This is a genomic window from Kitasatospora sp. NPDC001132, from assembly GCF_053598415.1.
The window spans coordinates 1-14,447 of record NZ_JBSFKF010000038.1; the positions used below are offsets into that span (position 1 = coordinate 1).

11 protein-coding genes are annotated in these 14,447 nt (G+C 74.4%); 6 read left to right on the plus strand and 5 right to left on the minus strand.

The annotated features are described in order from the left end of the window. Positions 1–150: 150 nt before the first annotated feature. Positions 151–2,358 carry an MMPL family transporter gene (locus ACWDBE_RS33580; RefSeq protein WP_449792740.1) on the minus strand — a complete coding sequence of 736 codons (2,208 nt, stop codon included), beginning with the start codon at positions 2,356–2,358 and terminating at the stop codon, positions 151–153. A gap of 382 nt (positions 2,359–2,740) precedes the next feature. Between ACWDBE_RS33580 and ACWDBE_RS33585 the strand changes: the two genes are divergently transcribed. Genes ACWDBE_RS33585 through ACWDBE_RS33595 form a run of 3 tightly spaced genes read left to right on the plus strand, consistent with a single transcriptional unit; the run spans position 2,741 to position 5,936 of the window. Further along, positions 2,741–3,865 (plus strand): DegT/DnrJ/EryC1/StrS family aminotransferase, encoded by a 1,125-nt coding sequence (locus ACWDBE_RS33585; protein WP_449809785.1) that lies wholly within the window; start codon positions 2,741–2,743, stop codon positions 3,863–3,865. Positions 3,866–3,887: 22 nt separating this feature from the next. Beyond that, positions 3,888–4,832, plus strand: coding sequence for an NAD-dependent epimerase/dehydratase family protein (locus ACWDBE_RS33590; protein WP_449809786.1), 945 nt, complete (start codon positions 3,888–3,890; stop codon positions 4,830–4,832). A gap of 12 nt (positions 4,833–4,844) precedes the next feature. Further along, complete coding sequence (locus tag ACWDBE_RS33595) at positions 4,845–5,936, plus strand: MGDG synthase family glycosyltransferase (protein ID WP_449809787.1); 1,092 nt, start codon at positions 4,845–4,847, stop codon at positions 5,934–5,936. A 48-nt stretch (positions 5,937–5,984) separates the two neighbouring features. Here the strand turns inward: ACWDBE_RS33595 and ACWDBE_RS33600 are convergent, their stop codons facing one another. The 4 genes from ACWDBE_RS33600 to ACWDBE_RS33615 form a co-directional block, all read right to left on the minus strand. Continuing rightward, positions 5,985–6,755 (minus strand): polysaccharide deacetylase family protein, encoded by a 771-nt coding sequence (locus ACWDBE_RS33600; RefSeq protein WP_449792744.1) that lies wholly within the window; start codon positions 6,753–6,755, stop codon positions 5,985–5,987. Next, complete coding sequence (locus ACWDBE_RS33605) at positions 6,752–7,567, minus strand: SDR family NAD(P)-dependent oxidoreductase (RefSeq protein WP_449809788.1); 816 nt, start codon at positions 7,565–7,567, stop codon at positions 6,752–6,754. Before ACWDBE_RS33605 ends, ACWDBE_RS33600 begins: the two co-directional genes overlap by 4 nt. Positions 7,568–7,645: 78 nt before the next feature. Beyond that, positions 7,646–8,527, minus strand: a complete 882-nt coding sequence (locus ACWDBE_RS33610) for a hypothetical protein (RefSeq protein WP_449792746.1) — start codon at positions 8,525–8,527, stop codon at positions 7,646–7,648. Positions 8,528–9,152: 625 nt separating this feature from the next. Next, positions 9,153–9,956 (minus strand): SAM-dependent methyltransferase, encoded by an 804-nt coding sequence (locus tag ACWDBE_RS33615; protein ID WP_449809789.1) that lies wholly within the window; start codon positions 9,954–9,956, stop codon positions 9,153–9,155. Between the two features lie 246 nt (positions 9,957–10,202). Between ACWDBE_RS33615 and ACWDBE_RS33620 the strand changes: the two genes are divergently transcribed. The 3 genes from ACWDBE_RS33620 to ACWDBE_RS33630 all read left to right on the plus strand — a co-directional run bounded on the left by ACWDBE_RS33620 (position 10,203) and on the right by ACWDBE_RS33630 (position 14,312). Next, positions 10,203–10,853: an RNA polymerase sigma factor gene (locus ACWDBE_RS33620; protein WP_449809790.1), complete on the plus strand. Its 651-nt coding sequence runs from the start codon at positions 10,203–10,205 to the stop codon at positions 10,851–10,853. After that, positions 10,850–11,581: a hypothetical protein gene (locus ACWDBE_RS33625; protein ID WP_449809791.1), complete on the plus strand. Its 732-nt coding sequence runs from the start codon at positions 10,850–10,852 to the stop codon at positions 11,579–11,581. Before ACWDBE_RS33620 ends, ACWDBE_RS33625 begins: the two co-directional genes overlap by 4 nt. 319 nt (positions 11,582–11,900) lie before the next feature. Next, complete coding sequence (locus tag ACWDBE_RS33630; protein ID WP_449809792.1) at positions 11,901–14,312, plus strand: FHA domain-containing protein; 2,412 nt, start codon at positions 11,901–11,903, stop codon at positions 14,310–14,312. Positions 14,313–14,447: the final 135 nt, after the last annotated feature.

Genomic DNA, 14,447 nt, shown 5'->3' on the forward strand with positions numbered 1-14,447 from the left:
ACGGACCCGAACCAGGTGCTCGTGGTCGCCCAGGGGCTCGACCTGGATCTCAACTCCCATGGCAGTCTCCGCCTTTCAGTTCCGCTCGGTTCCGCTGGTGCCGGGGGCCAGGCCGGGCAGCGGCGGAGCGCCAGGCCGGTCGGCGCCGGCCTAGACGGTGACCGACTCCCGGCCCGGGGCCGGCTCGGGGGCGCTGGTCTCCAGCTTGCTGCCCTCGACGTCCACGTCGGGTATCAGGCGGTCGAGCCAGCGCGGCAGCCACCAGGCGCGGCGGCCGAGCAGGGCAAGGACGGCCGGGACGATGGTCATCCGGACGATGAAGGCGTCGAAGGCGACCGCCGCGGCGAGGCCCAGACCCATCATCTTGATCATCGGCTCGCTCATCCCGATGAAGCCCGCAAAGACGGCGATCATGATGAACGCGGCCGCGGTGACCACCCGGGCGTTGTGCCGGAAGCCGGTGACGATGGCCTCGCCCGGCTGCTCACCATGGACGAAGCCCTCGCGGATCCGGGTGACCAGGAACACCTCGTAGTCCATGGCGAGGCCGAAGACCACACCGATCATGAAGATCGGCATCATGCTCATCACCGGGCCGGTCTGCTCCACGCCGATCAGGTCGGCCAGCCAGCCCCACTGGAAGACCGCGACCACGGCGCCGAGCGCGGCGACCACGGAGAGCAGGAAGCCCAGGGCCGCCTTCAGCGGGACGAGGACGGAGCGGAAGACCACCATCAGCAGGAGGACGGCGAGGCCGACGACCACGGCGAGGTAGGGCACCAGCGCGTCGGACATCTTCTGCGAGACGTCGATGTTCATCGCCGTGGTGCCGCTGACCAGGACCGTCGCCCCGGTGGCCGACTTGAGGCCGGCCGCGTCGTCGCGGATGGCGTGCACGATGTCCTTGGTCTCGGCCTCGCTCGGGCCGGTCGCCGGGACGGCGTTGAGCAGGGCCGTGTCACCGGCCGGGTTGAACATCGGCGGTGTCACCGCGACGACCCCGGGCAGACCGGAGACCTTCTTGGCGACCTCGGCCGCGGCGGCCTTCGGGTCGGCGACGCCCTTGGCGTCCACCATGACCGTCAGCGGGCCGTTGAACCCGGGGCCGAAGCCCTCGGAGAGCAGGTCGTAGGCGCGGCGCTGGGTGGTGGAGGTGGGCTTGGACTCGTCGCCCGGCAGGCCGAGCCTGAGATCGAGCGCGGGGGCGGCGAGCACGCCGAGGCCGATCACACCGCCGAGCAGCACCGCGAGCGGGCGGCGCAGGATGAAGCGGGCCCAGCGGGCACCGCCGTTCTCCTTCGCGCCCCAGGCCTCGCCCTGGGCCGTACGGGCCTTTCGGGCCTTGCGGGGCAGCACCTTGCGACCGAGGAAGCCGAGCAGCGCGGGGACCAGGGTGAGGGCGACCAGCACGGCTATGACGACCGTACCGGCGGCGGCCATGCCCATCTTGGCCAGGATCGGGATGCCGACCACGGAGAGGCCGGCGAGCGCGATCACCACGGTGAGGCCGGCGAAGACCACCGCGGACCCGGCGGTGCCGACGGCCCGGCCCGCCGCCTCCTGGGGGGTGCGGCCCTCGGCGAGCTCGGCGCGGTAGCGGGAGACGATGAACACCGCGTAGTCGATGCCGACCGCGAGGCCGAGCATCATGGCGAGCGTGCCGGTGGTGGTGGAGAGCCCCAACGTGCTGCCGAGCGCGGCGATCAGCGCCATGCCGAGGCCGACGCCGACGACGGCGGTGAGCAGCGGCAGGCCGGCCGCGACCAGCGAGCCGAAGGTGATCACCAGGACGACGGCGGACAGCGCCATGCCGATCGCCTCGCTGCTGCCGCCCGCCTCGGGCTTGGCCATCAGCGCGTTGCCGCCGATCTCGACCTTGAGCCCGGCGTCCCGGCCGTGCTGGGCGGCCTGCTCCAGGGCGTCGGTGGCGCCCCCGGACACCTCACCCGCCTTGGCGGAGTAGTTGACCGTGGCGTACGCGGTGGTGCCGTCCGAGGAGACGGCGCCCTGCATCTTGAACGGGTTCACCGCACCCGTGACCTGCTCGGAGTGGGCGACCTCGTCGACCGTCCGCTCGACCACCTGCTGGTTGGGGGCGGCGGTGATCTTCTGGCCGGAGGGGGCGACGAACACCAGGCGCGCCGAGGCCCCGTCGGCGTGCCCGCCGGGGAAGCGCTCGTTCATCAGGTCGAAGGCCTTCTGCGCTTCCGTGCCGGGCATCGCGAAGCCGTCGTCGGGTGCGGCGGGCGCCTTGGCCGCCAGGACCCCGACGGCGGCCAGCACGGCGACCCAGAGGAAGGTCACCAGCCGGCGCCGGACGAAGGCCCATCGGCCCAGACGGTAGAGGAACGTGGCCACGGGAGAGCGGACTCCTTCGGATGCGGTTCTCGGGTACGGAACGTGCCGCGGCCGGCCGGAACGTCCTGATGGACGCGGTCCGCCGCAGCATGACCAATCCTTGATCGCCGACCCCTGCTCCGTCGTCGTCCCTGCGCAGGCCGTTTGCGTACTGCGGACGCAGTAGTGCCCTCCCCCGCACGGAGGAGCGCACGCCCCGCACCGGAAGCAGCGCCCGGACCTGCGGCGGAAGCAGATGCGGTCACCCGTGCGGGCCGCGACGGCGGGCCGCGGACCGGTGGGCGAAGTAGCGTGATGTGCCTGACCCGTCCGCTGACGTGCGGTTCGGGAGGATCCGACCCGATCGGTGCTGCTTTCGCAGCCCGCCGCCGGAGGTGCCGACATGGGCGTTCCAGCCGCCCGCATCGTGTTCGACGAGAGCGACCGCGCGGCGGTCGCCGAGGCGGTGACCGAGATGCTCACCACCGGCGCGCTCACCCTCGGCCCGTGGACCGAGCGCTTCGAGCAGGCCTTCGCCGCCGAGCACGGCGCCTCGCACGCCGTCGCGGTGAGCAGCGGCACGGCGGCGCTGGAGGTGATCCTGCGCGGCATCGACGTCCGAGGCCGCGACGTGGTCGTCCCCGCCGTCACCTTCTACGCGACCGCCGGCGCGGTGGTGCACGCGGGCGGCCGTCCGGTCTTCGCCGACGTCGACCCGGCCACCCTCGCGCTCTCCCCCGAGACCCTGGAGGCGGCGCTCACCCCGGACACCGCCGCCGTCGTCCTGGTGCACATCGGCGGGCTGGTCGGCCCGCAGGTCCACGCCGTGCGCGCGCTCTGCGACCGGCGCGGCATCCCGCTGGTCGAGGACGCCGCGCACGCCCACGGCAGCAGCTTCGACGGCCGCGCCGCCGGCACCTTCGGCCTGGCCGGGGCCTTCTCCTTCTACCCCACCAAGGTCACCACCAGCGGCGAGGGCGGGATGATCCTCACCGAGTCGCCGGAGCTGCGGGACTCGGCCCGGATCCACCGCGACCAGGGGAAGGGGTCCTTCACCACCAACCACCACGTGGAGCTCGGCTACTCCTGGCGGATGAGCGAGCCGCACGCCGCGATCGGTACGGTGCACCTGCGCCGGCTGAAGGAGTTCATCGAGACCCGCCGGGCCGTCGCCGGCCGCTACGACGCCGCGCTGGCCGGGCTGGACGGCCTCGACCCGGTGCTCGAACCGCCCGGCTGCCGCGGCAACTACTACAAGTACGTGGCGCTGCTGCCGTCGGGGGTGGACCGCGCGGAGTTCAAGCGGGCGCTGGCCGAGGAGCACGGGGTGCGGCTGTCCGGCGAGGTCTACGACCTGCCGCTGCACCTCCAGCCGGTGCTCGCCCCGTACCGGCGCGGGCCGCTGCCGGTGGCCGAGGACGTCTGCGCCCGGCAGGTCTGCCTGCCGGTGCACTCCGACATGACCGAGGACGAGACCGAGCAGGTGGTCGACGCCGTCTCCACGGTGTACCGGCGACTGGCCGGATAGCCGGAGCGAAGGGAGCAAGATCGTGCGGATAGCCGTCACCGGGGGCTGCGGGTTCATCGGCTCACACGTCGTGGACCACCTGATCGCGGCCGGCCACGACGTCCTCGCGGTGGACACCACCGACAAGTACCTCAATCCGGACGCCGAACACGCGCGGCTCGACGTCCTCGACCTCGAGGCCCTCACCGCGGCCCTGGCCGGCAGCGAGGTGGTCTACCACCTGGCCGCCATGGCCGACGTCGAGCAGGTGTCCGCCGACCCGGTCCGCGCGGTGCGGACCAACATCGACGGCACCGAGGCCGTCCTGGAGGCCGCCCGGCGCGGCGGCCTGAGCCGGATCGTGCTGGCGAGCACCGTCTGGGTCTACGGCGCCGCCCTGGCTGACGGTCAACTCGACGGCGACGAAGAGGAGTTGGACGAACACGTGCCGATCGAGCTGGAGCACAGCGGCCATCTCTACGTGGCCACCAAGCTGGCCGCCGAGATGCTGGTGCACAGCTACCGCGAGCTCTACGGGCAGCACTTCACCATCCTGCGCTACGGCATCCCGTACGGCCCCCGGATGCGGGACGAGCTGGTCGTCGCCCGGTTCGTCCAGGCCGCGCTGGCCGGGCGGCCGATCACCATCGCCGGGGACGGCCGGCAGAGCCGCAACTTCGTCTACGTCGAGGACCTCGCCGACGCCCACGTCCGGGCCCTGTCCCCCGCCGCCGAGGACCAGACCTTCGCGCTGGAGGGCTCGACGGCCGTCTCGGTGCGGGACATCGCCGACACCGTGGACGGCCTGCTGGGGCCCGTCGGCATCGAGCACATCGACGGGCGCAAGGCCGACTACGCGGGGCGGCGGATCTCCTCGGCGCAGGCCAAGCGGCTGCTGGGCTGGTCGCCGCACACCAACTTCACCGACGGGGTGCGGCGGTACGCGGACTGGTACCGGGCCGCCGTCGGCTCGGCCGCCGGCGCCTGACGGGGCCGCCCGATGCCGCACGCCCTGCTGGTCTCCGGCTCGCTCGGGCAGGGCCACGACGTGATGGCGCAGGCCTGCGCGGACACCCTGCGGGAACGCGGCTGGACCACCCGCACCGTCGACGCCATGGCGCTGCTCGGGCAGCGCTCGGGCGCGGCCGGGGAGGCGGTGTTCCGCCGGCTGCTCGACCTGCCCGGGGTGTACGACGCCTTCCACTTCTCGGCGCTGCGGCCCGGTGCCCGGCTCGCCCTGCTCGCCGACGCGACGGCCCGCACCCGACTGGTCCCGGCGCTGCGGGAGCTGATCGCGGCGCAGCGGCCGCAGCTGGTGGTCTCGGTGTTCGCCACCGCGACCTCGGCCGTCAACCGGCTGCTGCGGCAGGCCCCGGAGCGGGAGTTCCGGCACTTCGTGTTCTGCACCGACGTGACGCCGCACCGGCTCTGGGTGCAGGAGGGGACGGACCTGTTCCTGGTCACCTCGGAGATCGCCGCGTGCGCGGTGCGGCGGTACCGGCCGGACGCCGACATCGCCGTCGTCCCGGCGCCGCTGCGGCAGCCGTTCTACCGACCGCCGGAACGGGCCGCGGCGCGCGCGGAGTTGGGCGTGCCGGCGGGCGCCGCGTGCGTGCTGCTGATGTCCGGCTCCTGGGGGCTCGGCCCGCTCGCCCGCACCGCCGCATCGCTGGCCGCCACCGGGCCGCACGTGCTCGCGGTGGCCGGGCGCAACCCGGAGCTGGAGCGCCGGCTGCGGGCCGCCGCACGCCGGGAGCCCCGGCTGCACCCCTTCGGCTACACCGACCGCGTCCCCGCCCTGATGGCCGCCGCCGACCTGGTGGTCACCAGCTCGGGCGACACCTGCAGCGAGGCCAGGGCGCTGGGCCGGCGGCTGCTGCTCCTCGACGTGGTGCAGGGGCACGGGCGCGACAACCTCCAGCACGAGCTGGAGCTCGGCCACGCCGACGTCGCCACCGCCCACCCCGCCGAGGTGGTCCGCAACGCCCTCGCCGCCCTCCGCCGCCCCGAGCCCGCGCCGTCCGCCGGCGCGACACCGGCGGCCTGGCAGGCGGGGTTCGGGGCGGCGCTGCGGCGGGTCGGGCTGGGGTAGCCGCGGCTCCGGTGCGCGCCGACGCCGCCCGGGCGGGTGACCCGCCCGTCACGGCCGGCGGCCCCCGCCCGGGCCCGGGACGCGGTGGTCGCGCAGGGGGCCGAGGGTGAGGTGGTGGGTGCGGCAGTGGGCGGCGATCAGGGGGAGGGCGGCGAGGGTGGCGCGCCAGGAGCCGGGTGCGGAGGTGCAGTCGGAGTCGTGCAGCAGGAGGGTGGCGCCGGCGGTGAGGCCGGGGCGGGCGGTCGCGTGGACGGACTCGCCGGTGGCCCGCGCCGTCCAGTCGCGGCCCCAGGCCGTCCACAGCACGCTGCGCAGGCCGAGCCGGCGGGCGGCCAGCGCCGGGCCGGCGGTCAGGACCCCGTACGGCGGGCGGTACCAGAGCGGGCGGGCGCCGCAGAGTTCGGTCACGGCCTCGGTGGCGCGGCGCAGTTCGCGCAGGTCGCGGGCGGGGGCCGGGTACCACTGCTGCCGGTGGTGCCAGCCGTGGACGGCCACCTCGTGGCCGCGCAGCACCAGTTCGCGGCCGAGCGCGGGGGCGCGCTCCAGCATCGCGCCGAGCAGGAAGAAGGTGGCGCGGGCACCGAGTGCGTCCAGCGCGTCGAGGACGTACGGGGTGCTGCGCGGGTCGGGTCCGTCGTCGAAGGTCAGGGCGACGTGGCCGGGCGCGGTGCCGTGGCCGGCGGTGCGGCGGGCGAGGGTGCGGCGCAGCGGCGGCAGGCGGACGGCGGCCGGGGCGAGGTGCAGGAACTCGATCCCGGCGGCGACGGCGAGGGCCGCGGCGGCGACGGTGGCCGGGCGGTGCCCGGCGGCGGCGCTCACCCGAAGCGCGAGGCCATCCGGCGGAACACGCCCGGGGCCATGCCGTGGATGCGGGCCGGGAGGCCGAGCCAGTGCGGGACGTAGAGCCGGTCCCGCTCGGTGGTGATGGTCGCGACCACGACGTCCGCGACCCGCTCCGCCGGGACCGGGCGGGGCCGCTCGCGTTGGTAGGGCGTGCCACGCCGGTCGAAGAACGGGGTGTCGACCGCGCCGGGCAGGACCAGGCGCACCCCCACCCCGGTGCCGCGCAGCTCGTACCAGAGGCTCTCCGCGAACATCGTCAGCCCGCCCTTGGTGGCGGCGTACCCCGACTCGTCGCGCACGCCGACCTGGCCGGCCATCGAGCCGATCAGCACGATCCGGCCGTGGCGGCGCTCCAGCATCCCGGGCAGCAGCAGGCGGACCAGGCGCAGCGGGGCGGCGAGGTTGACCTCGATCATCCGGTCCAGGGTGTCGGAGGGCGTCCGGGCGTACGGGCCGCGCCAGCCCAGGCCGGCGCTGGCGATCAGGGCGTCCACCCGGCCGGTCTCGGCCAGGGCGGCCTCGGCGAGGCGGGCCGGGCCGTCCGGTTTGCTCAGGTCCTCGGGCAGGGCGCGGCCGCCGGTGCGCTCGGCGAGTTCGTCGAGCCGGGGGCGGTCGGTGCCGGAGAGCAGGGTGTGCCAGCCGGTGTCGGCCAGGCGGGTGGCGGCGGCGCGGCCGATGCCGGAGGAGGCGCCGGTGATCAGCGCGACGGGGCGGTCGGGCGGGTCCGTCGGGTCCGTGTGGCCCTTCGGGGCCGACCGCCGGGGTCGGGAGTGGGGTTCCTCCGCCATCTGGCACCTGCCGCTCTGTGGCCGTGTCGCCGTCCGTTTTGTCCGGCAAGTCACCTTCGCATGGCGGTGCCGTCCGGGCTACCGGGGCGGGACGGCGGGCTCGGTGCCCCGGTGCCGGGCGGACAGCTCGGCGGACTCGCCCTCCAGCTCACCGAAGCGGGAGAGCACGATGGTGCCGCCCACCGCCACCGCGAAGCCCGTCAGCGCGCACCACTCGAAGCCGGGGCGCGCGGCGTCGCCGAGCGCCGTCACCCCGACCAGTGCCGGTCCGAAGGTCTCGGTGACCGTCCCGGCGGCGGTCGCGGCCGTCACGGTGCCGCGCTGCAGCGCCAGGGCGTAGGCGAGGTAGCCGCCGAGGCCGCCGACGACGAGGGCGTAGGCTGCCGGGTCGGTGAGGACGGCGAGCGGACCGGAGACGTCCAGGACCCGCACCGCCAGGCTGGTCACCCCGAAGCCGACCCCGGCGAGCAGCCCCAGGCCGGCCGCGGCCGCGTTGCCCTGCCGGCGCACCAGGACCAGGGTGGCGAGCAGCATGGCGGCGGTGGTGGCGAGCAGCGCCCAGTGGAAGGCGGGCGCGGCGTGGTCGCGGCCCTCCCGGCCGGAGCCGAGCGCCAGCAGGGTCAGGCCGACGACCACGGCGACGATGGCCGCGATGTCGCTCCGGCGCAGCCGCGCGCCGAGCAGCCAGACGGCGGCCACGGCGGTGACGGCCAGACCGGAGTTGGTGACGGCCTGGACGAGGAAGAGCGGCAGGGTGCGCAGGGCGACGACGCTCAGCACGAAGCCGACGATGTCCAGCAGTGTGCCGAGGACGAACTGCCAGGACCGCACCAGCGCGGTCAGCAGGCCCGCCCGCACCCGGTCGGTGCGCGGGGCGGACCGCGCCCCGCGCGCCTGGAAGACCGCCCCGAAGCCGAAGCAGACGGTCGCGACCAGCGCGGTGGTGAGCCCTAGCAGCATGCCTCTCCCTGCCTGGCGGGGCAGCATCGTCCCTCACCAGTCTGGGCCCGGCGGGACGGGGTCGCACGGGTGGGACGGACGGGGTGACGGGCATCAGTGGCATGAGCACCGTGCGGTGCGTGAACCGGGTGGCAGGCGTGACGGGGACGACTGTTCCGGCCGCCGGGGCGGCCGTGGCCAGGAGCGCTCGGTCAGCCGGGCGCGCCCGCGAGCAGCGTGGCCGTCCGGGCGACCAGCGGCTCGTCCATCGGCGCCTTCTGGTCCGCGGGCTTGGTGGTGAGCACGGCGAGCAGGACGGGGCGCCCGCCGGGGTCCAGGCGATGCCGACGTCGTTGGTGATGCCGTGCTCGCCGGTCCTGGATCTGCGGCGCGGTCGGCGGCCGGACCGGTCGCCGTGGCCGCGAGGGCCGGCCCGCCGGTCGCGGCCACGACGACGGCCGCTCCCAGGCCGAGACCGAGACCGAGGCCGAGACCGAGGACGGCGCGGCGGCTGTGACGGGTCTGCGAAGGCTGCGGGTGCATGCTCCTCCTCCGATCGATCGGCGCGGCGTGAGCCGCCTTCTCAATCGGAGCGACGCGGTTCGGGTGCCGATGGCTCGTCAGGAACGCTAATTCGCGCGGGATTTCACGGCCGGACGGCCACCCCCGCGTACAGCGAGACCTCCGAGGCGGCGCCGGGAACCTCGCCGGGCGCCGGCCGCCACTCCGCGATGGGCACGAGTCCGGGCTCGAGGAGGGTCCAGCCGTCGAAGAAGCGGGCGATCTCCGGCCGGAGACGGGCCTGGGCCGCGGTGCCGGCGGCCTCGTAGATCCTGGTCAGCCTGGCGATGTCCGCGGGCGCGAACTCCGGACTGACGTGGGTCACCACCAGGGCGCTGCCCGGGACGAGAGCGGACTTGAGGTGCTCGACCAGCCCGTACGCGCCGTGGCTGTCCGGGACGAAGTGGAGCAGGGCGTTCAGGGAGAGCGCGACCGGGCGGGACAGGTCGAGGGTCTCCCGCAGGCCGGGGGCGGCGAGCAGCCGCGCCGGGTCGGTGGCGTCGGCCTCCACGTAGGCGGTGCGCCCCTCGGGGGTGCCGGTGAGCAGGGCCTGGGCGTGCGAGAGCACGATGGGGTCGTTGTCGGCGTAGACCACCCGGGCGTCGGGCCGGATGCCCTGGGCGACCTCGTGCAGGTTGGGTGAGGTGGGGATGCCGGTGCCGATGTCGAGGAACTGGTCGAAGCCGGCCTCGGCGAGCGCCCGGGTCGAACGCTGCATGAAGGCCCGGTTGACGCGGGCGGCGGCGCGCAGCCAGGGCGCGACGGCGAGGGCGTGGCCGGCGGCCTCGCGGTCGGCGGCGAAGTTGGTGAACCCGCCGAGGAAGTAGTCGTACATCCGGGCCGAGTGCGGGACGTTGAGCCGCAGGTCCACCCCGTCGTAGAGGCCCATCGCGTTCTCCCTCCGGTTCCTCTTCCGCTTCCGTTTCCGACCGGTCCCCGCCGCCCACGATAGGCGCGGACCGTCACGTTCCGGCCGTCTTCGAGCGTTTCAACCAACCAGCGACTCCCATGAGATGACAATCTGTATTCGGATTGCATCCTGGAGTGACGGGCCTGATGGAATGAGGATGGGCGCAGACAGCCCGACCCTCGGGTGGCCCGGGCGAGCAGCCGACGGCCACGGAAAGCAGGCTCGATGACGATCGACAGGAGTGCCCCGGAACGCGGGCACGGGGGCGCAACGGCCGTGTCGTACCTCCACGGGACCGGGGCGGAACCGACGGCCACCGCCGACACCGGAACCCGCTCCGAGGCCGAACTCCGCCTGGGCCTGCCGTACGTGGCCTTCTGCGAGACGCACGAGCCGGCCTGGCGCGCCCTCGCCATGACCCGCATAGGCAACCGGGCCGACGCGGCGCTGGTGGTCGCGGCGGTGAAGTCCGACCTGGCCCGCTGCTGGCCGCAGGTGCTGCGGTTCGAGGAACCGGCCGCGTACGCCTGGCGGTTGGCCAACCGGCACGTCTCGGACTGGGTGGCCGTCGAGGAGCCGGTCGAGGTGGAGGCGGTCACCTTCGCCGCGGTGATCGGCGCCTTCAAGCAGGTCGCGAAGGGGCTGCTGCGCAGCGAGGCGGACGAGGTGCGGCTGTACGCGGCGATCCTCGAACTGCCGGACCGACAACGGGACGTGGTCATTCTGCGGTACCTGCTCGGCCTGCACGTCAAGGTGATCGCGGCGTACCTGGGGCGGCCGGTGGCGACCGTGCACTCCAACCTCCGGCACGCCCGGGAGCGGCTGGCCCGCCGACTCGGGGTGGGCGAACTCCCGGACGGTGGCGGCGAACTGTGACGGCGAGACCCGAGGAGGGGGCCCCGGCCGGAGCGGATCCGGCCGACGGCGCGAGCACGGTGTTCCGCGTCCCGCGGCCCGACCGCGCCCATGCGGAACGGATCGCCGCCGTACGCCGGGCCCGGCTCACGGCCGCGCCCGTCCACCTGCCGTCGGAGCACGAGCAGGCCGCCTTCGAACTCGGCCTGGTGGTGGCCCTGGTGCTGGGCGCGCCGGACGCCTCGCGCGGCCTCGACCTGCTGGTGAACGCGCGCCGGATCGAGCCGGAGGGGGCCGAGGTGTTCGGCGCGCTGCTGTACGCCACCGGCAAGGAGGAGGGCGCCGAGTTCTGGTGGCGCTTCGCGGCCGGCTCGGGCAGCGGGACGGCCGCGTACTGCCTGCACCTGCACCACCTGATGCTCGGCGAGACCGACGACGCCGACTACTGGCGGGCCTGGTCGGACCAGCTGGCGACGGCCGAACGGCCGCCCGGGCCGAGGGTGTTGCGGATGAACCGGCCGCTGCTGCCGGACGGCGTGCGGCGGGACATCCTCTCCCGGGTGCACCGGGGGCTGGCGCCGCAGCTGCCGCCGGCGCTGGTCGCGGTGATCGACCGGCTGCCGGTGCAGGACGGCGACGAGGAGGAGGTGCCGAGCCCGTGGGGGCTCACCTCGGGGGCGACCTCAGCGTGCTCCTGGGAGGGCCGTCCGTGGGGGGCGGTGGATGATCACGACGCCCCGTGGGGGTGAGCAGCCCACGGGGCGTCGTGATCATCCCTTCAGGTGAGCGCGGAGAGCTCGGCGACCACGGCCGGGCCGCGCCCGCTCCCCGCCTGCGGCCGCTCCCCGGGCCGTCGCCCTGCCCGCCCCGGCAGCGGTCGCAGAGCTGGATCGGTCGCCGGCCGAACAGCTCGCCGCCGCCGAGGAGTTCGAACTCGCCTCGGAGCACCCGGACCCCGCGGGATCGCTGAACACAGTGCTGGGCCAAGGCAATGGTCCAGTCCAATATCGCACTCCGGAACGGCACTTCGACCGCCGCGGCGACAGCGGCGGCGATAGACTGCCCACCATGGGAGAGCGCCCCGGCGCGCCCACCGCGCCGCCCCTCGTGCTGGTCACCGACAGCGACTCGCAGCTGATCGACCCGGGCCGGGCCTACCACCTCGGCCGCGACCCGACCGGCGAGATCGTGCTGGACGACCCCCGGGTCTCCTGGCACCACGCGGTCCTTCGCGCCGACGACGGCCACTGGCTGCTGGAGGACGCGGGCAGTGCCAACGGCACCTACGACGAGGGCCGCCGTGTCCACCAGGAGAACGTCGGCCCGGGCACCCGGCTGCGCTTCGGCGATCCGGCGGACGGCCTGTCCGCGACCTTCGCCGCCCTCCCGGTCCCCACCGCGCACCGGCAGCCGTCACTGGTCGCCGCGCACGCCTCCGGTACCTTCCGCCGCCCGAGCGCCGTCCACCGGCTGCTCGGTCACAGCGTCCGGATCGGCCGCTCCGACGACAACGACCTGGTCCTGGACAACCTGGTGGTCTCCCGCCACCACGCCGAACTGCGTGCCCTGCCCGGCGGCGGGCACGAGATCGTCGACCTGGACAGCCACAACGGCACCTACCTCAACGGCCGCCCCGTCCAACGCGCCCCGGTCGGCCCGGCCGACATCGTCGGCATCGGCCACTCCGCGTTCTGCCTGGCCGACGGCCGGCTGGTCGAGTGCACCGACACCGGCGAGATCTCCCTGGACGTCCGACACCTGGTGGTCCGGGTCGGCCCCGACCACCGGGTGCTGCTGGACGACGTCGGTTTCCCCCTCGCCGAGAAGGCGCTGCTCGCGGTGGCCGGTCCGAGCGGCGCGGGAAAGTCCACCCTGCTCAACGCCCTCACCGGGCTGCGCCCCGCCGACCTGGGCACGGTGCTGCACGACGGACGCGACCTCTACCGCGACTACGCCGAGCTGCGCCGCCGGATCGGACTCGTCCCGCAGGACGACATCCTGCACACCCAGCTCACCGTCCGCCGGGCCCTGTCCTACGCCGCCGAGCTGCGCTTCCCCGGCGACACCGACCCGCAGGAGCGGGCGGCCCGGGTCCGCGAGGTGATCCACGAGCTGGGCCTGGACGCCCGGGCCGACCAGGTGATCGCCAGCCTCTCCGGCGGTCAGCGCAAGCGGGTCAGCGTCGCCCTGGAACTGCTCACCAAGCCGTCCCTGCTCTTCCTCGACGAACCGACCTCCGGTCTGGACCCGGGCATGGAGCGCTCGGTGATGCGCATGCTGCGCGGGCTGGCCGACGACGGCCGGACGGTGGTCGTGGTGACGCACAGCGTGCTGAGCCTGAACGTCTGCGACCGTCTGCTGGTGCTGGCCCCGGGCGGGCGGACGGCGTACTACGGGCCGCCCGGCGAGGCGCTGGAGTTCTTCGGCTTCGACGAGTGGCCGGAGGCCTTCGAGGCCTTCGAGCACGAGGACCACGCCGCCTGGCAGCAGCGCTTCCGCGACTCCCCGCAGTACGCGCACTACATCGCGGCCGAGGCCTGGCACGCGCCGTGCCCCGGTCCGGCGCCGAGCGCCGGTCGAGCCCCGTACGTCGGTCAGGCACTGCACCCCGCTGCGGACCAGGGCCCGCCGGTGTCCGCCACTCCCCCGATCGCCTGGGAGAAACCGCAGGGCTGGTTCTCCCAACTCGGCACGCTGGTGCGCCGGTACACCTCGGTGCTGGCCGCCGACCGGCTCTTCCTCACCGTCATGGTGGTGCTGCCCTTCGTCATCGGCCTGATGTGCCGGGCGATGGCCGGCTCGCGGCTCTCCCCCGACAACGCCGTCAACTGCCTGCTCACGCTCTGCATCGGCGGTCTGCTCACCGGCGCCGCCAACTCGGTGCGCGAACTGGTGAAGGAGCGCGCGATCTACCGGCGGGAGCGGGTCGTCGGGCTGTCCAGATCGGCCTACCTGGTCTCCAAGGTGGTGGTGCTGGGCACGGTCACGGTGGCCCAGGCCGCGGTACTGACCGGGGTCGGCCTGGCCGGGGTGAACCTGTCCTTCGCGGTGCCGACCGGGGTGGTGATGCCGCAGCTGCCCGAGCTGATCATCGCGGTCGCGCTGCTCGCCTTCTCGGCGATGATGCTCGGCCTGGTGGTCTCGGCGCTGGTGGACAAGGAGGAGGCCACCATGCCGCTGCTGGTGCTCCTCTCGGTGGTGCAGATCGTCTTCAGCGGCCTGATGCTCAGGCTGCACGGGGTGCCGGGGCTGGAGCAGTTCGCCTGGCTGATCCCGTCCCGCTGGGGCATGTCGGCGATGGCCCGCACCGTCGAACTGCACGGCATCTTCCCGAACGCGATCACCGCCGATCCGATGTTCCGCCACCAGCGGTCCGGCTGGGTGCTGAGCATGGTGCTGCTGCCCGCGCTCTCACTGCTGTACGGCCTGGTGGTGCTGGTCCTGCTGCGGCGGCACGAGCCGAGCATCATGCGGCGCTGACGGCCTCGACGCCCGGGCCTGCCGGGCCCGACGGACAACGGACGTCGGGCACAAGGCATCGGGCAGTGACCAGCGACCAGTGAGCCCCGCGGGCTCGGGCCGCCGCCGGTAGAGTGGGAGGCGACCTGTGGTGCG